Source organism: Paenibacillus silagei (genome assembly GCF_017874735.1).
Classification (GTDB): Bacteria; Bacillota; Bacilli; order Paenibacillales; family Paenibacillaceae; genus Paenibacillus_AQ; species Paenibacillus_AQ silagei.
In genome coordinates this window covers 166,523-186,152 of record NZ_JAGGLV010000006.1, presented here as the reverse complement: position 1 = coordinate 186,152, position 19,630 = coordinate 166,523, and the positions used below count along the sequence as shown (strand labels likewise).

At 53.3% G+C, this 19,630-nt stretch carries 14 protein-coding genes; 7 read left to right on the top strand and 7 right to left on the bottom strand.

Going from position 1 to position 19,630, the window contains the following annotated elements; all coding sequences use genetic code 11:
* Positions 1-190: 190 nt before the first annotated feature.
* The 4 genes from yhbH to J2Z70_RS11450 all read right to left on the bottom strand — a co-directional run bounded on the left by yhbH (position 191) and on the right by J2Z70_RS11450 (position 10,742).
* Positions 191-1,351, bottom strand: coding sequence for a sporulation protein YhbH (yhbH, locus tag J2Z70_RS11465; protein WP_209872814.1), 1,161 nt, complete (start codon positions 1,349-1,351; stop codon positions 191-193).
* A 114-nt stretch (positions 1,352-1,465) separates the two neighbouring features.
* On the bottom strand, positions 1,466-3,151 hold the full coding sequence (locus tag J2Z70_RS11460) for a DUF11 domain-containing protein (protein WP_209872811.1): 1,686 nt from the start codon (positions 3,149-3,151) through the stop codon (positions 1,466-1,468).
* The gene (locus tag J2Z70_RS11455) at positions 3,148-9,867 is read right to left on the bottom strand and encodes a DUF7507 domain-containing protein (RefSeq protein ID WP_209872807.1); all 6,720 of its coding nucleotides are present in this window, start codon (positions 9,865-9,867) and stop codon (positions 3,148-3,150) included. The genes J2Z70_RS11460 and J2Z70_RS11455 overlap by 4 nt, the downstream gene beginning before the upstream one ends.
* 230 nt (positions 9,868-10,097) lie before the next feature.
* The gene (locus tag J2Z70_RS11450) at positions 10,098-10,742 is read right to left on the bottom strand and encodes a methyltransferase domain-containing protein (protein WP_209872804.1); all 645 of its coding nucleotides are present in this window, start codon (positions 10,740-10,742) and stop codon (positions 10,098-10,100) included.
* Positions 10,743-10,914: 172 nt separating this feature from the next.
* On the opposite strand from J2Z70_RS11450, the gene J2Z70_RS11445 reads away from it, so the two are divergent.
* Positions 10,915-11,343, top strand: coding sequence for a hypothetical protein (locus J2Z70_RS11445; RefSeq protein ID WP_209872801.1), 429 nt, complete (start codon positions 10,915-10,917; stop codon positions 11,341-11,343).
* A gap of 204 nt (positions 11,344-11,547) precedes the next feature.
* Positions 11,548-13,824 (top strand): stalk domain-containing protein, encoded by a 2,277-nt coding sequence (locus tag J2Z70_RS11440; protein ID WP_209872798.1) that lies wholly within the window; start codon positions 11,548-11,550, stop codon positions 13,822-13,824.
* Between the two features lie 86 nt (positions 13,825-13,910).
* Here J2Z70_RS11440 and J2Z70_RS11435 read toward each other — a convergent pair whose 3' ends face one another.
* Entirely contained in the window at positions 13,911-14,366 is a 456-nt protein-coding gene (locus J2Z70_RS11435; protein WP_036721420.1) for a hypothetical protein, read from the bottom strand.
* A 167-nt stretch (positions 14,367-14,533) separates the two neighbouring features.
* On the opposite strand from J2Z70_RS11435, the gene J2Z70_RS11430 reads away from it, so the two are divergent.
* A complete protein-coding gene (locus J2Z70_RS11430; RefSeq protein WP_036721421.1) occupies positions 14,534-14,911 on the top strand; it encodes a DUF423 domain-containing protein in 378 nt (125 codons plus the stop codon).
* An 89-nt stretch (positions 14,912-15,000) separates the two neighbouring features.
* Here the strand turns inward: J2Z70_RS11430 and J2Z70_RS11425 are convergent, their stop codons facing one another.
* Positions 15,001-15,534, bottom strand: a complete 534-nt coding sequence (locus J2Z70_RS11425) for a hypothetical protein (RefSeq protein WP_209872795.1) — start codon at positions 15,532-15,534, stop codon at positions 15,001-15,003.
* 212 nt (positions 15,535-15,746) lie between these two features.
* On the opposite strand from J2Z70_RS11425, the gene J2Z70_RS11420 reads away from it, so the two are divergent.
* Together J2Z70_RS11420 and J2Z70_RS11415 are read left to right on the top strand one after the other, a co-directional pair.
* On the top strand, positions 15,747-16,049 hold the full coding sequence (locus J2Z70_RS11420) for a YunC family protein (RefSeq protein WP_209872793.1): 303 nt from the start codon (positions 15,747-15,749) through the stop codon (positions 16,047-16,049).
* Between the two features lie 275 nt (positions 16,050-16,324).
* On the top strand, positions 16,325-16,786 hold the full coding sequence (locus J2Z70_RS11415) for a Dps family protein (RefSeq protein WP_036692784.1): 462 nt from the start codon (positions 16,325-16,327) through the stop codon (positions 16,784-16,786).
* A 133-nt stretch (positions 16,787-16,919) separates the two neighbouring features.
* On the opposite strand, the gene J2Z70_RS11410 is transcribed toward J2Z70_RS11415, so the two are convergent.
* Positions 16,920-17,426, bottom strand: a complete 507-nt coding sequence (locus J2Z70_RS11410) for a MarR family transcriptional regulator (RefSeq protein ID WP_209872791.1) — start codon at positions 17,424-17,426, stop codon at positions 16,920-16,922.
* A 207-nt stretch (positions 17,427-17,633) separates the two neighbouring features.
* Between J2Z70_RS11410 and J2Z70_RS11405 the strand changes: the two genes are divergently transcribed.
* Both J2Z70_RS11405 and sufC read left to right on the top strand, forming a co-directional pair.
* Positions 17,634-18,662: a nitroreductase family protein gene (locus J2Z70_RS11405; protein WP_209872788.1), complete on the top strand. Its 1,029-nt coding sequence runs from the start codon at positions 17,634-17,636 to the stop codon at positions 18,660-18,662.
* Positions 18,663-18,835: 173 nt separating this feature from the next.
* Entirely contained in the window at positions 18,836-19,618 is a 783-nt protein-coding gene (gene sufC, locus J2Z70_RS11400) for a Fe-S cluster assembly ATPase SufC (RefSeq protein WP_036721433.1), read from the top strand.
* Positions 19,619-19,630 lie beyond the last annotated feature (12 nt).

Here is a 19,630-nt window from a genome sequence, read left to right as displayed (position 1 = left end):
GTGTCGATATATCGTCAACCGATACATTTAGTATATCGGCTGCCGATATAATAGTCAACAGGGTTTTTGCAGCCAACATCCGCGCACCAAAAATCCCCTGCCTGCCGTTCACACGGTTTGCAGGGGATCATTCTTACAGTATGAATCTGCGCGTAAAGCTCATTCTACGGTCAGTCTGGAGAGCAGCTGCTCAGGCTTCGATTGCTTTTTTGCCGAAAAAAGCCTTCAGCGCCAGATACACTTCCTTCTTATCCTTAATCACATAATGCATGAACTGTTCCTGCTTCAGGTGGCGGTAGGCGGACATCAGGGTGCTGCTGCGGTTGTACTGGTTCACCTCGCCGTAGCCGAACATGTTGCTGCGCTTCAGCAGCTCGCCGATCAGCTTGACGCAGCGCTCATTGTCGGAGGTCAGATTGTCGCCATCCGAGAAATGGAAGGGATAGATGTTGTATTTGGCAGGCGGATAGCGGCTGTCGATAATCTCCAGTGCTTTCTGGTACGCCGAGGAGCAGATCGTCCCCCCGCTCTCCCCCCGGGTGAAGAAGTCATGCTCGCTGACCTCCTTGGCTTCCGTATGATGGGCCAGGAACACAATATCCACCTTCTCATACTGGCGGCGCAGGAAGCGGGTCATCCAGAAGAAGAAGCTGCGGGCGCAGTATTTTTCAAAAGTGCCCATACTGCCTGAGGTGTCCATCATGGCGATAATCACGGCATTCGAGTGAGGGACCGTGATGTCATCCCAGGTTTTGTAACGCAGATCATCGGGGCTGATGCTGTGTATTCCGGGATTGCCGCTGCTGGCATTGCGCCGCAGATTCTCAAGCAGTGTACGCTTTTTATCGATGTTCGACATCATGCCTTTTTTGCGGATATCATTGAAGACAATCGATTTGACCTCAATCTCTTCCTTATCCTTCGGCTTCAGATGGGGAAGCTCCATGTCCTGGAACAGAATATCCTCCAGATCCTCCAGATCGACCTCGGCCTCAACGGTATCCGCTCCGGGCTGATCGCCCGCCTTATCCCCTTTGCCCGGCTGGGCCGACTGGGAATCGCGACCAAGTACATCCCCCACCTGGCTGTCCCCGTCTCCCTGTCCGACATGCTTCTGCTTGCGGAAATTATAGATAATCCGGTATTCATCCAGACTGCGGATCGGCACCTTCACAATCTGCTTGCCGCCTGACAAAATAATATTCTCCTCGGTAACCAGATCGGGCAAATTGCCCTTGATGGCTTCTCTGACCTTTTGCTGGTGACGCTCCTGATCCTGATGGCCTTTGCGGTGAAGGGACCAGTCTTCTTTGGATACGACAAATGCGTATGGACCGGACGGCTGGGACAAGGATGACCACCTCCCATGGACTGTGTTATTCGGTAATGTCACTACGGAGACTAAGACGAAGCAGCAGGTTGTAACTAAAGTATATTCAGGGAGATGGGGGATATGTGAGCTGTATTATTCACTGATTTCTTCCATGAACAGCCTGTAGGTGTTAGAACGGGCTTCGCCGGAGTACCGGCGTCCGTCGATGGTGAACAGATACAGGGCAGCCGTGGAGCCTTGAAGATCCTTGCCCATATAATCCGAATTTATTGTGACAAAGTAAGTGAGTGTGACGGTCTGCCCCGCTTCCAGCGTTCCCAGAGCAACTGTTCCGCTATATGGCGTACCGGGCACGGCGATAGCGCTTATGGTAACGATATCGGGATTAATGACGGTGCCCTGCGGTACAATTCGGATCACCGAGACCTCTGCCGGATAATTCCCGCTATTGGACACGTAAATGTTGAATTCCGCGATACCTCCAGGCTCGACGATGGGCGGCTCGCCCTCAATCTGAATGGAAATGATGGGCGTGAACAGCAACGTGGTCACCGCATTGGAGCGGGAGAGCTGCCCGACATTGCGCCCGTCCGGCAGGGAGAACGTATACTGGACCACTCCCTGATTCTGAATGGCCGGCGTCTGGCGGATATCGGTGGCACCTGGAATAGATACGAGAAAATCTACCGCCATAACAGCGCCTGCCCGTAAGGTGCCCAGCGGAATTCCGTCCCCGGGGCGGACGCCTCTCTGGGGAACCCCGTCAATACGGACACTGTCCCAGATGAACAGTACGCTTGGCGGAATGGCGTCCGTCAGCAGTGCGTTCACCGCCATATTACCGCTATTCTGTACAGTGAACTCGTACCGCAAGTTGTCACCGGGCGCCGCGCTGTACAGATCAACCTTCAGCCTTACCGATAATCCGGGCTGGATGACCGTAACCTGAACCGTATTGCTTGCAGTGGAGGTTCTGTTGTCGTTGACCTCATAAAAGATCTGCGCGTTCGCCATAATCGCCGATCCTGGAGGGTTCGAGGCCACCCTCACACGGTAGGAGACCTCGGCGGCTGCGCCTGCAGGGAGCGAGCCCAGCCCGATGCCTGAATGTGGGTCGGCCTCAGGCTGATAAATCCCGCCAGCGATAACACTTCCGGGAAGGAAGGTGGTGCCTTCCGGAACGGGAAGCGTGGCCATGACTCCGGTCAGCGGCCGGGTGCCTTCGTTCCTGAGTTGAAGGGTATAGGTGACGACATCCCCAATGAAGGTAGTGGGAGTGCTGGCCGAGAGCAGGGAGGACAACTGGTAGGACAGCAGGGAGACACTAACCGGGTTGGAACGGATCTCCCCGTTCACCGTTCTTCCTTCAGGTGTAGTGAAGGAATACGTGCCAACCGCCCTGTTATGCAGCGCGAGTGAAGGCGGAAGCGAGATAACAATGACCTGGAAGGCGATACTGACTCCCGAATGGGGGGCGAGCAGGCCAAGGGGAATGCCGGAAGACGGAGTGACCCCCGGAAGGGGGACTCCGTCTCTAAGCACGCTGTTGGCAATGAACGAGACGCCCGGGGGAAGCACATCTGTGATGGTGACGACAGCCCCGGTATTGCCGCTGTTCCTGGCGGTTACCGTGTAGACGAGTGTCTCCCCCAGGGAGGCGCTCTGGCGGTCTGCCTGCTTCAGCAGCGATAATACCGGGCCCACGACAAGCGTATTGACGGTATTGGAATAGGTAACCGATTCAGTGCCCTCTGCCGAGCTGTACAGAACCATGGACTGATTACTTACGACAGGCTGGAGCTGTGAGCCGTCTGTCATATGACGATCACCTGAACCTGGAAGGTTACCGTTGTGGTAGCTCCCGGGGCGATCGTTCCGATCACGATACCGGTGCCCGGATTTGCTCCGGGACGCGGAGTTCCGTCCACAGTTACGCTGCCTGCAACGAACTGGCTGCCGGCAGGGATCGGGTCAACAAGGACCACATTGTTGACGGGAACAATGCCGTTGTTGGTTACGGCAATCGTATAGGTGATGATATCGCCGACTACAGCATCGACAGCCGGAGTGCTCTTGACTGCCGTTACGTCCGGTGAAGAGACTGGAATGACGAGTGTATTCGATAGTGTAGAGCCTGAGAGCAGGCGTCCATCAGGCGGCGTGAAGGTGAAGGTTGCCGCCGCCTGGTTCACCAGCTGCTGCGGTGAAGGCAGGGAAGCCAGCGTAACTTGCAGGGTTACGAGCATAGTAACTGTGGCACCCGCTGGAACTGTACCCAGATTGATTCCGGTAGTCGGATCAGCGCCGGGAACGGGCTGGCCGTTAACCAGTACACTGTTCGGTATGAAGACAGCTCCCGCAGGGATAGAATCGGTTAAGGTAACGACTGCCGCAAGATTACCTGTATTGGTGACGCTGAGTGCATAAGTGACAGTATCTCCAACCGTGGCATTAGTGGTATCCGCAGATTTCAGGATACCGATAATCGGCTGGAATACCGGGGTAATTAGATTATTGGAATAAGAGGCGCCGGAGAATGCACCGGAGGTGAAGCTGACCGAAGCCTGATTGTTCAGTGTGGCCGGATTAGGAAGACTGTTGACGAGAATATTGAAGGTGACCTGGACCACCGCACCAGGGGCGATAGTGCCGAGCGAGATCCCGTTCGCAGGGTTCGCCCCCGGCAGCGGAGTGCCGTCCACGACCACGCTGCCGGCTACAAAGGAAGAACCGGCCGGAATCGGATCGCTCAGCACTGCATTGTTAACCGGTGCAATTCCGTTATTGGTGACTGCGATGCTGTACGGAACGGTATCGGTCACTACGGCATCGGTAACAGTGGTGCTCTTGACCACAAGTACATTCGGCGAAGATACGGAAATCTGGTTGATGTTCGAGCTGGCGGATTGATTGAAGACGCGTCCGTCAGGCAGCGTATAGTTGAAGGCGATAATGGCCTGATTGCTGAGCTGCTGGCTGGCTGGCAGTGTGTCGATCACTACAGAGAATACTATGGTCAGTGATGCACCGGCTGCAACACTGACCATAGGGATTCCGGTAGCGGGATCTGCACCCGGAGCAGGGAAGCCGTTAATCAGTACACTGTTCGGAACCAGAGTTGTACCTGCGGGAATGGTATCAGTCAGCGTGGCCGATGCCGCATAGTTCCCTGAATTGCTGACATTGACGGTATAGACAATGGTATCGCCTACCGTTGCATTCTGAGAGCTGGAGCTCTTGGCTGCAGCGATAACCGGCTGGAAGACCGGAGTGGTCACAATGTTCGAGAAGGCTACACTGGACAGGGCGCCGGAAGTGAAGCTGACGGATGACTGATTGTTCAGTACACCTGAAGCCGGCAGAGACGTAACCGTTACGTTAAAGGCCACCGTTACAGAAGCGCCTGGAGCGATGCTGCCTATGGTCACCCCGGTAGCTGGTGAAGAAGCAGGGCGAGACACGCCGTCTACGAGCACACTGCCCGGAACAAAGGCGGTACCGGCAGGCAGAGCATCTGTGAATACCACATTATTAACCGTAGCAATACCGTTATTGGTCAGGGTCACGGAATAAGTGATGGTGTCGCCCACATTGGTTGCGGTGGTTGCGGTGGTTTTGACGACAGCCAGATTCGGGTTCGAGACAGGGATGGTCAGGGTGTTGGTGAGCACCGACCCTCCCAGGGTTCTTCCGTCAGGCAAGGTGAAGCTGTAAGCAACCGTTCCCTGATTCACCAGCAGCTGCGGCGATGGCAGTGAAGTAATCACCACCGAGAACGACACAGCTACAGTGGCCCCCGGAGCGATAGTTCCGGCAGCGATTCCTGTGGAGGGATTAGCCTGCGGCAGAGGCAGCCCCCCAATCAGCACGCTGTTGTCTACAAAGGTAGTGCCGGCGGGAATGTTGTCCGTTACTGTAAGGCTTGCTCCGTAGTTGCCGGTATTGGTGACATTTATGGTGTAGGTTACGGTATCGCCGACCGTGGCATTGGCGGTATTGGCTGTTTTGACCGCAGCGATATTGGGCTGGAAGACAGGCACCGCCACGGGATTGGAGAAGGTTGAGCCGCTAAATACACCTGAGGTGTAAGTTACTTTAGCCTGATTGTCTATGGAGGCATCCCCGGGGACAGAGGTGACAGTGACACTGTACGAGACGACGGCACTAGCCCCGGAGGCAAGCGTACTGAGTGTAATCCCTGATGCCGGGTTGGCATTCGGAAAAGGCACCCCGTTCACCGATACGCTGCCCGGCACAAAGGCAGCCCCGTCTGGTGTTGGATCACTGAGGATCACATTGTTCACCGGGTCTATACCGTTATTCGTGATATTGACGGAATACGCAATAGTGTCACCTAGTGCCACTGAAGTGGAGGAGGTGCTCTTAACCACCGACAGGTTAGGGGCAGAGACTGCGATGGTCACGGTATTGGAGACGGCACTTCCGCTGAGCAGCCGCCCGTCAGGCGGAGTGAAGGTATAGGTGGCGTTTGCCTGATTGACAAGCTGCTGCGGTGAAGGCAGAGACACGATGAAGACCGTGAAGCTGACAGATACACTGGCACCGGGAGCTACAGTTCCAACAGTAATTCCGGTATCCGGTGCAGCCCCCGGCTGAGGGAATCCGCCGACAATGACGCTGTTGGGGTCAAATGTAGTACCCGCCGGGATGTTGTCGGTTAACGTAACATTGGCTGCAAGGTTACCGCTATTGCTGACTACAATGGTATAGATGACCGTATCGCCTACTGTGGCGTTCAGGTCACTGGCGCTTTTGACAAGGGAGATCTGCGGTTGTGTGACCGGTGTGGTGGTGACGTTGGACGATGAAGAGCCGGAGAAGACCCCGGAGGTGAAACTGACGGTGGACTGGTTATTCACCTGTGAAGGAATCGGCATGGTTATTCTCACCTCGAATGTGACGGCAACGGAGGCTCCAGGCCCCAGGCTGCCGATTGGGATGCCGGCCGACGGAACTGACAACGGCTGGGAGACGCCGCCGACAATTACGGTTCCGGGAAGGAACGCTGCATTCTCTGGCAAGGGATCGCTGAGAATGATATTGCTGACAGAGGTAATGCTGTTATTCGTCAGCACGGAGGTGAATGTAAGGATGTCGCCGGTCACGGCATCAATGGCATTGACGCTTTTGACAACACTGACATTCGGTGCCGAGACGGGAACCGTAAGTGTGTTCGACACGGTGTTACCGCCAAGCTGACGCCCATCCGGCAGGGTGAAAGTATAGGATGCAGCTGCCGAGTTAGGCAGCTGCTGGTTTGGGGGAAGCGAAGTAACCGTAACAAGGAAGCTGACTACGACGCTGTCTCCGGGAGCAAGCGGCCCCACCGGAATGCCTGTTAATGGGCTGTACCCAGGCAGCGGGGTCCCGCCTATACTTACGCTGTTGGTCTCGAATACCGTCTGCGGCGGCAGGGCATCGGTCAGATTCAGCATTGCGGCGATATTGCCAGTGTTGCTGGCCAGGATGGAGAAGGAGAGCAGACTGCCGACAGAGGCCTGCGCAGGGCTTGAGCTTTTGACCAGTCCAATGACTGGAATGAAGACCGGGGTAGACACTGTATTGGACAGGGCTGTTCCGCTGAATGATCCGGCCGTAAAGGATGCGCTGGCCCGGTTGCTCAGTTGAGGCGGGCTTGGAATCGAGTTGGCATTCACCTGGAAGACAACGATGCTTGTGGCGCCCGCAGCAAGTGTTCCGAGAGCAATCCCGGCATTTGGATTGGCAGAGGGTACGGCCGTCCCGTTCACCGTGACAGTTCCTGCTACAAAGGCACTGCCTGCCGGAGCCGGATCAGACAGCACTACATTGTTAACAGCTACGCCGCTTGGGTTGGATACAGAGACGGTGTAGGTAAGATATTCGCCTACAGCCACTGAGGTGAGATTGGCATTTTTGAGAATCGTGATGTTGGGGGCAGAGACTGGAATAGTCACCGTATTGGATACACTTCCGCCGGACAGAGAGCGTCCGCTGGGCAACTGATAGGTATAGCTGCTGCTGCCCTGGTCGGTCAAGGTTGCCGGAGACGGCAGGGACTGGACATTCGTCAGGAAGGTTACGGTCAAGGCGGCTCCCGGTGCTACGGACCCGAGCGGGATTCCGCTTACCGGAGAATCTGACGGACGGACCGCACCGTTTACTGTGACGCTTCCGGCGACGAAGGCAGACCCGGCAGGGATCGTGTCAGTTAGGGTCACATTCGCTGCGAGATTACCGGTGTTCTGCACCTGCAGCGTGTATTGTACATTTCCTCCAACCGTGGCGCTGCTTGGACTGGAGCTTTTGACGATAGCGATTATTGGCTGGTACACAGGAGTGAGGATTGTATTGGACTGTGTGATGGCGTTAAATGTCCCGGAGCTGTAAGAGGCCGATGACTGGTTGGCGAGCTGGCCGTTTCCCGGCACAGAGGTGACACTTACCTGGAAGGTTACCGTTACGCTGGCTCCCGGGGCAATGGTGCCCACGGATATCCCCGAAGCCGGATCAGCGGCAGGCCGTGCGGTTCCCGCTACCACCACGCTTCCAGGCACCAGAGTGCTGCTGGCGGGTATCGGATCAGAGAGCACAACGTTCGTGATGGCGACGATTCCGTTATTAGTAACCACAGACGTATACTGCAGGGTATCGCCTACGGCGACATCCGGGAAGCTGGCGCTTTTGACAAGGGCAACATTTGGCAGTCTGACCGGTATGGTGAGCGTATTGGAGGCAGCCGTACCGCTCACGGTCCGCCCGTCAGGAACCTGGAAGGTATAGGCGGCTGTAGCCTGGTCCACCAGCTGCGGGGGAGAAGGCAGACTGTTCACCAGTACACGGAACTGGACGGTAGAGCTTCCTCCCGCCGCGATGGTGCCGATGGCGATCCCGGCGGCGGGATTACCCGCCACAGGCGTGCCGTTTACCGTGAAGCTTCCCGGAATATAGGAGCTGCCGGCAGGAATGTTATCCGTGAGCGTAGTAGTAGCTCCGATATTGCCGGTGTTGGAGATTTGCAGGGTGTAGAGAATCTGGTCTCCGACGGTTGCGTTGGTAGTATTGGCGCTTTTGACAATGCCGAGAACGGGAGAATATACCGGCAACGATTGTGTATTGGATGGAATAACCCCGCTCACAATCGGGCCTCCGGCCACACTCTGGAAGGTGAAGGCGGCGGTGGCTGTGTTGGGAACAAACTGCGGATTAGGCAAGGAAGTTACCCTGGCTTGATAGGTAACCGTTATAGAAGTGCCAAGGGCCAGTGATCCCAGCGGGATGCCGGAGGTTATATCATAAGTCGGCCTGGCAACACCGGCTACCACCACACTTCCTGCGACAAAAGTAAGACCTGCCGGTAAAGTATCCGACAATACAACACTGGCTGCACTTGCCGTACCTGTATTGTTGACCGTTACGGTGTAGGTGACCAGATCGCCAACGATGGTGCCGGCGGCATTTGCGCTTTTGGTCAAGGAGATCTTGGGCGCATTGATGTCAATTTGCAGCCCGTTGGCGTTAACGACATACGCATCGCCCGAAGTAGTTAAGGTCAGGAGTGCGGAGGACTGGTTATTGACCAGGCGCGCAGAGACATCCACATTCGTGATATCCCAGCCCTGCCGCCCCCCGACAATGTTGGAGCCTGGACTGCCGTTGGTCTGGTTGCGGGTGCCGAACGTGCCGGTCGTATTCAGATTGCCGGCATCATTGTTAATCTGCGAGGCAAAAAAGTTGTTGGCAAAGTTATTAGGACCGGACAGGGCGACCTGAGTAGTAGAAGTAGGGCCGAAAAGCGCCTGGTCTCCCGAGCGGTTAGCATCTCCTTCCTGGGCGCTGAACTGGATACGTCCGCCCAGCGCGCCGGTAACAGGTGTGGCGAAGCCGGTAATGGTGGTGACCACCGGGGCCGAGGAGGCCTGGACAAGGACAGCGCCTGCGCGCAGGGACATGTTGCGGAAGGGCAGCGACGGATTCTGGTAGATGACAGCAAGTGTCCAGCCGGCATGGTTGGCAGTGGAATCTCCGGGAATTACAATAGTTCCGACTACACCGCCAGTGACATAGGTTCCGGCACCGGAGGCTTGAATAGTGCTGGTGACATTGGCGGAACGGACATATGCGAGTGCACCCCCGCCCAGATCCACCGAATTGGCTGTGGCTGAATCGGGGGTTACACTGACCGTGTTCCCTAGCGGTGTAGTGAAGGATACAGGGTTGTTGATTGCCGCAGTGAGATTTACGGTACCATTAACATAGGAACCGCCCCAGATCAGCTCGGCATACAGAACTGTGCTTCCGGCAGGGAGAACCAGAATGGCTGCTGAACTGTTGCTCTGATATAGACTGGTAGTGCCAGCTGGGTAAGTTCCGTATACAGAAGCTGTATTGATCGTAGAGAAGCCTCCGATACTGTCCTGTGTACCCGGTACACCGGCAGTCTCAGAGCGGCTTAGTCCCAGCGTGTTGCCAGTGAAAGTGATGGCGCCTGTTGCATTAACCGTAGACCGAACGACTAGAGGAATAATTTTCACCTCCTTTTGAATAGAAGCTCAGACAGCAAGTGGAAACGGCTTTTCCGTCCTTTTAAAGGACGGTACCGTTTCAGCGAGAAATAGAAGGATAAGTTATCATGTGAAACAAATAAATTCTTCTATTTTCAAAAAAAAGCAGACCGGCTCCTGTGTGAGCCGATATGCCATCTTGCTTGTGTTGTATTAACCTATGTTCCGTTTTGGGCAATCTTGTATGTCCATCCCGAATTTTATAACATATATTTCCTGTTCTGCAGCCGAAGCCGGCGCGCCAGCAGTGCCTGTGGTTCAGGCAGCACCTTCCGGCTCATCGCCTCCAGTTCCTCATCGGTAATCTCCCGCTTAATGACGGCGAAGTGGTACATAATTTCGTGAATGACATTGGACTGCAGCGTCTTCAGAACCTCGAGCTCTTCCGCATCATACAGATTGTCATCATACGGATATTGATAGAACAGCTCCATCCGCAGCAGTCTGAAGTCAAACGGCGGCAGCGGCACGGGATAATCCGGGATCTCCGGGCACAGCGGGCTCTGATAGGGCTGGAAGAAGCGGCCGGTGAAATACCGTGGGGTATACTCATCGAACTTTTGCTTAAACATAGGGTTGGAGGCATGCGGGAAGCTATGGGCATAGGGTGAGAGAATACACACAACCGCTTGGTGTGTGCTTATTCTATAAATCTCTGACATCGCTGCAAACAGATCGTTCACATAAGGCATCACCCGGCTGGCCATAACGAATTCAGCCGTATTGTCGGGCAGGGGGATTCCTTCGCAAATATCGCAGACGATATCCACCCCGGGGTACTGTGTGCGGTCGATTCCCAGATACCCTGACTCTTTGCCGGGGCCGCAGCCGATATCGATTCTCAAGGGATACCACTCCTTCAAATGCTGAATAAGGCTCTTCATCTATTGTATTAGTCCGGCGCTTCTGTGCGTACGGCTGATGCCCAGCCCGTAACGGCAAGTTTACACTACCCGGCTTATGGGGTAATCCATAGGTAAGGTAAGCAGCACACAACCAACAGAGGAGGTACACATCATGAGACTAGAGCGTACGCTACCCGCTATGACAGCAATCGCTGTATTGATGCTCACCCTGACGGCTTGCGGCGGGAACAGCCCTGCGGAAGCCCCCGGAGAATCGTCCTCAGCAGGCTCATCGGGAATCCCTGTACAGACAGTGGCGTTACCTCTCGCCAGTCCGGTGCTGAAGCCTGGTCCTTCCGCAGCCGCAGAGTCAGAGAAGATCCAGGGCTCAGGCACTTATGTCGGGCAGATGGATACCCATTCCGTGGAGATTGTGACAGAAGAAGGGCCGACGGCCTTTGAACTCGGTGCAGGCACAGCGGATGCGCCGGAAGGACTTGAGATGGATGATCCTGTAGTATTTACTTATGTGGAAAAAATAGTCGGAAAAGATCCTGTCGTGATTCAGCGGGTATTGTCCAGTCTGGCCAAAGCGGACTGATTCGGCAGAGTGCCCTGAACCCGAACCCGGGCTGCAATGGCGGAATACCCCATGGGTATCCGCCATTGCAGTTCTTTTTGCCGCCTTTGGAATCGGCTCCAAAGGTTATTTTTTTGTAACCGGTTCAGAGAGAAACTTTTTCCGCCCGGCTTGCGTCAAAGAGATAGAAATTGAGATTGTTTTCCTATCCGGGAGGGTGAGCTTGTGAAAAAGTTATGGATTTCGATTGTAGCAGGATTATTGGTGTTCCCGATGTTGTTTCAGGCTCCGGCCCAGGCAGCAGCAAAACCCATCAGGGTTATTATTGATGGAGTGACCTTGTCCACAGACCAGCCGCCGGTAATGGTGAACGGACGGACCATGGTTCCGCTGCGGGCTATCTTTGAAGCCTTCAATGCCGACATCAAGTGGAATCAGAAGACACAGACAGTAACAGCTTCCCAGAACGATACAACGATTGTACTGAAGATTGGCTCCAAGATCGCAACCATCAACAACAAGGCAGTCAGCCTGGATGTGCCGGGCCAGAATCTGAAGGGCCGCACAATGGTGCCTACACGCTTCGTAAGTGAAGCGCTCGGCCGCGAGGTCGGCTGGAATCCGGCTGCGCAGATTGTCACGATCACCACTCCGGTTCCGGTAGGCGGGAATGCGGCTCCGGTATCGGGAGTAACCGCCCAGGATATCAGCGATTATGGAGACGGCCGGGATCTGCAGATCAGCTTCAACCGTGCGGCTGACGAATCGCTGGTGGATCAATACCGAGTGCTTGTCGCCAAGACCGGTACTTCACTGAACCTGTCGTCTGCACTGGCAGTAGGTGCCAATAACTACTCCGTTGCTCTGGTAACAGGAGCTAATCCTGTTGTGAAGCTGAACGCTGCCGCCAGAACGATCGACGGTGACCTGATTAAGAATAATCAGGGATATAGCGTATATGTAGTGACAGTCGGCAAAGGCAACAATACCAGTGCCCTCTCCAGTGCAGCTGCCGTTATTACATTGCAGAACAAGGCAGTTCCGGCACTGGGCACCGTCCAGGCAACGGATACCAGTGATTACGGGGATGGCCGGGATCTCTCAGTCAGCTTCAACAAGCTGGCCGATGAGAGCAAGATAAGCTCTTACCGGATCTTCGTAGTCAAAGCGTCCAATTCCACAGTGTTTGACCTGGGCAGAGCCAATGCGGTCTCCAGCAGCAATTACACGCAGATCAACAAGACGGGGAACAACATCAGCCTGAACCTCTCCTCCGGCTCCAGAGATACAGATGGAGCGCTGATCAAGACGGGTGTCAGCTACCGGGTATACGTACTGGCGGTTGACAGCAGCAATGCTGCGAATAATGTGCTGTCACCTGCTTCAACGGCCCTTACACTGGCCAATGCAGGGGTATCCAACCTGAACGTGACCGATGTGAATGATTATAATGACGGGCGGGATTTGAAGGTTACCTTCAACCATGCTACAGACGAGACCAATATTAGCCAATACCGCATTCTGGTGGTGCCTGTGAATTATTACAGCAGCTTCAGCTTAAATGATGCGAATAACGTATCCAGTGCGAATTATACGGCGGTAAACACATCAGGAACCTATACCGAACAGATCCTGAATTCTTCCAGCAGAGATGTTCGCGGTTCCCTGATCAGGAACGGAACCAGCTACAAGGTGTATGTGCTCGCGGCAGGCAACTGGAACAATTCGGGTTCGAATGTGCTATCCGCTGCTTCTCCGGCGATTACGCTGGTGAATACCTCCGGCCTCAGTGCCATATCGAATCTAAGTGTGAGTGATGTGAACGATTATGGAGACGGCCGTGATCTGAGAGTATCGTTCAATCATGCCGGAGACGAATCCTACATCAGCCATTACCGGATTCTGGTGGTGCCTATGAATTATTACAACAGCTTCAGCTTGTCGGATGCGAATAATGCGGGGAATTATACAACCGCAGGTACATCCGGGGACAGCACCAATCAGGTGCTCGATAGCTCAGCCAAGGACGTACGCGGCGCAGCCATCAAGCCGGGAATCAGCTACCGGGTATATGTATTGACTGTCAGAAACGGCAGCTACCAGGGAGCTAATGTATTATCGGAGGGATCGGCAGCCATTACCTTATCGGCTAAGCTTCCAGTCACCTCCGTGACAAATGTGACCTACGGCATGGATAACGGCAAACTTGTGGTTAACTTCACCAAGTCTGCCCGTGAGTCGAATATTTCCGAATACCGGGTATTCGTAGTCCCTTCCAAGCAGAGCTTCGGTAGTGCAGAAGCCCTTGGCGTGCAATCCTCATACTACAGATCAGCAGTCCCTAACGGAAGCAATCTCTCTATAGCGGCTGCAGCCAGAGATATTAACGGTAATCCGATTGTCAAAGGCACCAAGTATAAGGTATACGTGCTTGCGGTAGCCAACAGCTCTGGCGTGCAGAACGGCGGACTGTCCGATTCAAGCGAAGAGTTCGAGATCTAAGCGTCCAGCTCTGTATATAAGGCTCCACAACAAAACACAGCATGTCCCGGTTCAAAGGGATATGCTGTGTTTGCGTACACGAGTTATCATGATGCTCCGGCATTTACCAGAACAACGGATAGCAGAAGCATGAACAGAAGGAGGAAGCCGGCGTTGATGATGGTGCCGATAATAGCAAAAACCTTGCGCCGTCTGCGCAGGGTCAGGCCGATAATACCGGTAACCGCCCCGATGATATTCACTGCGACCAGGATCAGCATCGTCAGGCCCAAATACATAATCGTTTCTGCCGAATCGGCAATCAGTTTATTATGCTCATTCATCAGAGAAGACGCTTGCGCTCCTACATACACGAAGGTAATGGCATAGCAGACCAATGTAAGTAGAGCTATTACGAACGAAGCGATACCGGGGCCCGAGTGCTTATAGTCGCGTTTGTTCTCCTGGTATACATAATCCGGGTTCATGTCTTGTTCAGAAGAGCCCCATCTTGCAGGCTCGGTTGCGGCGGTGTCCGATTTGGGAGGTGTATGATAGTCCATTTGGCTGCACTCCTTGGGGTGTAATAGGTTATTACTACCACTTCATCATAACAGCGCTCTAAATGCAAGTCCTCAGGAATACAAGCTACAGAATGATGCGGCTGGCAAAAGGCGAAGCTGATTGTTAAGATAGGAGAAGTTCAACTCAGGGAAGGAGCTGTATATCCATGCAACGAAGATTGGTGGGCTGGGGAGCCTTGCTGGGTATGCTGTCTGTTGCCATAGGCGCGTTCGGATCGCATATCCTGAAGCCTGTAATCAGTGAGCACTATCTGCAGGTGTACGAGACGGGCGTCCAGTATCATATGTTCCATGCGCTGGCCTTGATACTTATCGGGCTTACCGCTGGGCAGTGGGGCGAAAGTGTCCGTCTGCGCTGGGCAGGGCGGCTGATGGTTGCCGGGGTTGTCCTGTTCTCGGGCAGCTTGTACATCCTCAGTATTTCCGGTGTCAAGGTTCTCGGAGCAATCACTCCGCTGGGAGGCGTATGCTTCATTGCGGGCTGGATTTGCCTGGCCTTGGAGGCCTTCTCGCGCAAGAAGTGAATAAGTGCGGCAAGAGCTGCGTATCCGCCAAAATAATCGTAAGAGAAAGAAGCACCCGCCCCGGAACCCGGAGCGGGTGCTTCTTTCTCTTACAGAAATTCATCGATTTCATTAAGCTTGAACGTGTAGACCTGCTTCTCGTCTACATGGTATACACTCAGCGAATTCTCCGTTTCGTCTAAGTTCAGAATACGGCAGGGCATGGATACCTGTTTGCCATGCCGGTTCGCACGCAGCCGGACGAGCTGGTTATTCTGAATGTACTGTCTGATTTTGCCGAATACATCTGCTGGAGTTTCTGCCGGAGCTGCTGCAGGCTTCTTGGCTGCGGGCTTCTCCGCAGGCTTGGCTGCCTGAGAGTCTGCCGGCTTCTCCGGCAATTTCACTGGCACCGGAGCAGGTGTGAAGCTGTCATTCTTCAGAGCCATTTTTGCAGACTTCAGCAGATGATCGATGGCTCTTCCAAGCTCCAGCCCGGAGTTGATGTTGAAATCAGTGACTTTGTCGCTTGAATTCAACATTTCAAGCAGGAATTGCAGCGCAAGCGGGTTGGTGCGGGCATTAATCAGGATGTCGACATTGAAAAGATAATTGCCGTCGGTATGTTGTAGTTTCTTATCCATTAATCCCCCAGCTTAATCGTTAATCACGATTTCTTTAATTTAAATTAGTGTATAAACTATACCATTAAATAAGCGGAAATTATATACCCTCCTGCATAGAAATAAGGACTTCTGACCCTCCGATTTCTCCATGAACTAGGACAATCGTCCACACGTGGCCTGAACCGTACGCATAACCTACAACGTGAATGTGAAAGGAGGAGGTGCTGCAGATGGTAACAATAGAGCCCATGCAGGTGGGCGATCATGTCCTGGTGGGGGTTGAGGTGAAGCTGCCCAAAACGACGCTGCTCAGCATCAGCACAGACAAGGGATATATCATGTGCGGGGCGCTGGACATAGGACTGCTGAACGAGGTGCTGAGCGACCGGAAGATTATTGCGGCAAGGGCTGTCGGGGTGCGCACGCTTCAACAGCTGCTGGCCGCGCCGCTGGAGTCCGTAACTATAGAAGCAGAGAAGCTGGGAATCGTTCCGGGCATGTCCGGTGCAGAGGCCCTGCTGCTAATGATGTAAGGCACATAGCAATGTGTAGTCAGCCAAGGAGCTTCCCGGCCCCTTGGCTGACTTTATTCTGTCTTGAACCGCATCAATTAGCATAACCGGCGCTTGCTTGGTTCATCCTACGGGTGAAGACACAAGCATGCAGCCGGCGGCGGGGAAGAGGGATTGTCCGGGGCCAGGCTTGTTTCGCCCTCCAAGCAAAAGGGTAAATGGAGAATAGACAACTGCAAGGCCGGACAATGGACAAGCAGCCGGCTAAATTTAATGGATAAGGAAGGGATCATCTCATGGCTAAAGCATCAAACAAAGTGAACACCGCTTCATTGGAACAGGTACTGAACCGTCAGGTTGCCAACCTGAACGTATTGTATGTGAAAGTGCATAACTATCACTGGTATGTGAAGGGGGAGCAGTTCTTCGCCCTGCATGTGAAGTTCGAAGAGCTGTACGATGATATTACACTCAAAATGGACGAGGTAGCTGAGCGCTTGCTGAGCATCAAAGGCAGCCCTGCAGCAACTATGAAAGAATATCTGGAACTGGCTACCATTCAGGAAGCCACAGGCAAAGAAGATGCCCGCGGTATGGTTCAGGCGCTGATCGAAGATTTCGCTACAGTAGCGGAAGAACTGACAGAGGGCATCGAGCTGGCGGAAGAAATCAGCGACCAGCCTACGGCAGACCTGTTCATCAAGATCCGCACGGATCTGGAGAAGAACCAGTGGATGCTGCGCGCTTTCCTGGGATGATTGCGGGATAAGCAGCACAATGATTTGAATATAGGAATAAAGTCTCCCCTGAAGGGAGGCTTTATTTATTTTTCAAAATATAAGGATTCATGTGCTTCGCATGATCCCCTTTAAAAGGGCAGCGTAGCCCTTTCTACTCTAATTCACTAAGATTCAGGGGGAGCATTCTATTCTCATCAATCATCATTTGAATGAATTTCAGTGAAGCCTGCAGCTCCGGTTCCGAGAATTCACCCATTTTCTCAATGAATTTCTCCTCCAGGTTCTCGTGCATCCGGGCGTGGAGTTCAAAGAGCTGTCTGCCTTTAGGAGTAAGGCTGAAGTAGATTTCTTTCTTGTTGTCATTCATCCGGCTCCGCTTAATGCAGCCATCCTGGAGAAGCTTGGTGCTGATCTTAGTGATGCTCGCCTTGGACAATTTCAAGCTCTCCGCGATGGTAGTGCTGTTGACAGGCTCGTGATTGCCAATGCAGTCGATGACATGAATACTGGTCAAGCTGGTTGAAGTGAGAGTAATCCCGTACTTCCGTGTGAGATCCGTAAATACATCCATTTCGGTTACGAAAGTCTCTTCAACTAAATGGGAGAGGTGGAGAAAACGGTCATACAGCAGCCGCTTAAGTCCTTCAGAGGAATGCATGGGGCTTAGCATCTCCTTTCTGCAAAGTACCTTTATTCTAACTTAAAATTATTAACGTGTAAACTAAATATTCAGACAATGTATTTATGGTAAATTGCTGATCTTAAACTAAATAATAAAGATTGACATCGTATTTCTTTCAAAATATAGTTAACTGGTAAACAATATTAATTATTGAATGCCAAACGATATTTTGGGGGGATGAAGATGAAGGATGTGTCCACAACGGTTAGGGAACGGCGGACCATTCGGAGATTCAGCGCTGCGCCGGTTGAACAAGAACGGATTATTTCCTTGGTAAATGAGGCGGCTGGCTTATACGAGTCCGAAGGAACGCCGCACTGGCGCTGTCTTTACTTCGGCACTCCCGAGTCCCGTGAAGAGCTGGCTGAATCCATGATGGCGAAGGTGACGGGCGGCCGGCTGGGGAAGCTCCTTCCTGCCCCAATGACAGATCTTCTAAGAAGGCAAATCACGGGTACTCCCGCTCATGTAATCTTCATTGCCGAGTCCGCCGGCACGGAGCGGGAGCGGGATGAGAATTACGCGGCGGTCAGCAGCATCATGCAAACGGTTCAGCTTCTGGGCTGGGAACAGGGGCTGGGGATGCTGTGGTACACAGATCCCTTGATTCTGAGCGAATCGTTCTATAAGCTCATCGGCTGGCGTGAAGGAGAGCGGTTTGCGGGGATACTGGAAATCGGCTCCTTCGACAAAGCGCCGCGAGGACGGAAAAGAACACCGGCAGAACGGAAATGGACGATTATCGGGGAAGACAGCCGCCAGCTTGAGGATGCCGCTCCTTTCTCCGCGTACAATGTCCTTAGGCTGCTGAATGAGGCGGTCTGGGCACCGAATGACGGCATGCGGGAGCCTTGGCGGTTCATCTATGTAACGGGTGATAAGACAGAGGCATCAGGCAAACTGCAGTTCTCTGAAGAGGCACCTTCACCGCCGTTTCTGCTGGTCGTAGCCAGAGAAGAGACGGACCCGCACAAGCAGGACGAGGATTATGCCGCGGTGTGCAGCCTGATACAGAATTTTCAACTGCTGGCCCGGTCTGAAGGGTGGCAGGTGCGCCGCAGGATTCCGGAATGGGTCTATGACCGGAAGCGGTGTGAGTCCTTCGGGCTTCGTCCGCTGGAACGGATCGTCGCAGTACTTGAAGCGGGGGAACATAAGCGGTATTCAAATTCCGTTTTTCCTATTCCCGCAGTGAAGATAACCATTAATTAATTTGATAAAAAAGGGCCGATGTAATAAAATTAGTGAGAATCATTGATAATCATCCTGATTCACTTTATAATAATTATAATGTGATATAAAATCTAATTGCTTGTAATCAGGGTTAACCTGTGACAATACAACTTTCTGATTTCGCAAATCGATCAATGGAGGGAATAATAATTATGGCAGCAGAATTTGTCATTGAGGGACTGAAAGCGACGATTGAAGGAAAAGAAATTCTGAAGGGGATTAACCTTCAGATGAAGGGCGGAGAAATTCACGCCGTGATGGGACCGAATGGTACTGGTAAAAGTACGCTGGCCTCAGCTCTGATGGGTCATCCCAAGTATGTGGTTACAGAAGGTACGGCCTTGCTCGAAGGTGAAGATCTGCTGGAGATGGCAGTGGATGAGCGCGCCCGCGCCGGGTTGTTCCTCGGGATGCAATATCCAAGTGAAATCAGCGGAGTGACGAACTCCGACTTCCTGCGCAGTGCGATTAACTCGCGCCGTGAAGAGGGCAGTGAGATCTCACTGATCCGCTTCATCCGCCAGATGGAAGCCAAGATGAAAGAACTGGATATGAACCCTGAATTCCTGCACCGTTATCTGAATGAAGGCTTCTCCGGCGGGGAGAAGAAGCGTAACGAGATTCTGCAAATGATGATGCTGGACCCTAAGATCGTCATTCTTGACGAAATTGACTCCGGCCTTGATATTGACGCACTCAAAATTGTTGCTGATGGCGTGAACTCCATGCGCAGCCCGGAACGCGGATTCCTAGTTATTACCCACTATCAGCGGTTGCTTAATTATATCAAACCTGACTATGTGCATGTCATGATGCAGGGACGGATTGTGAAATCCGGCGGTCCTGAGCTGGCACAGAAACTGGAAGCAGAAGGTTACGAATGGATCAAGGAAGAGCTCGGCATTGAAGACGAAACTGTAGGACAAGAAGCTTAGAAACGCTGGAAG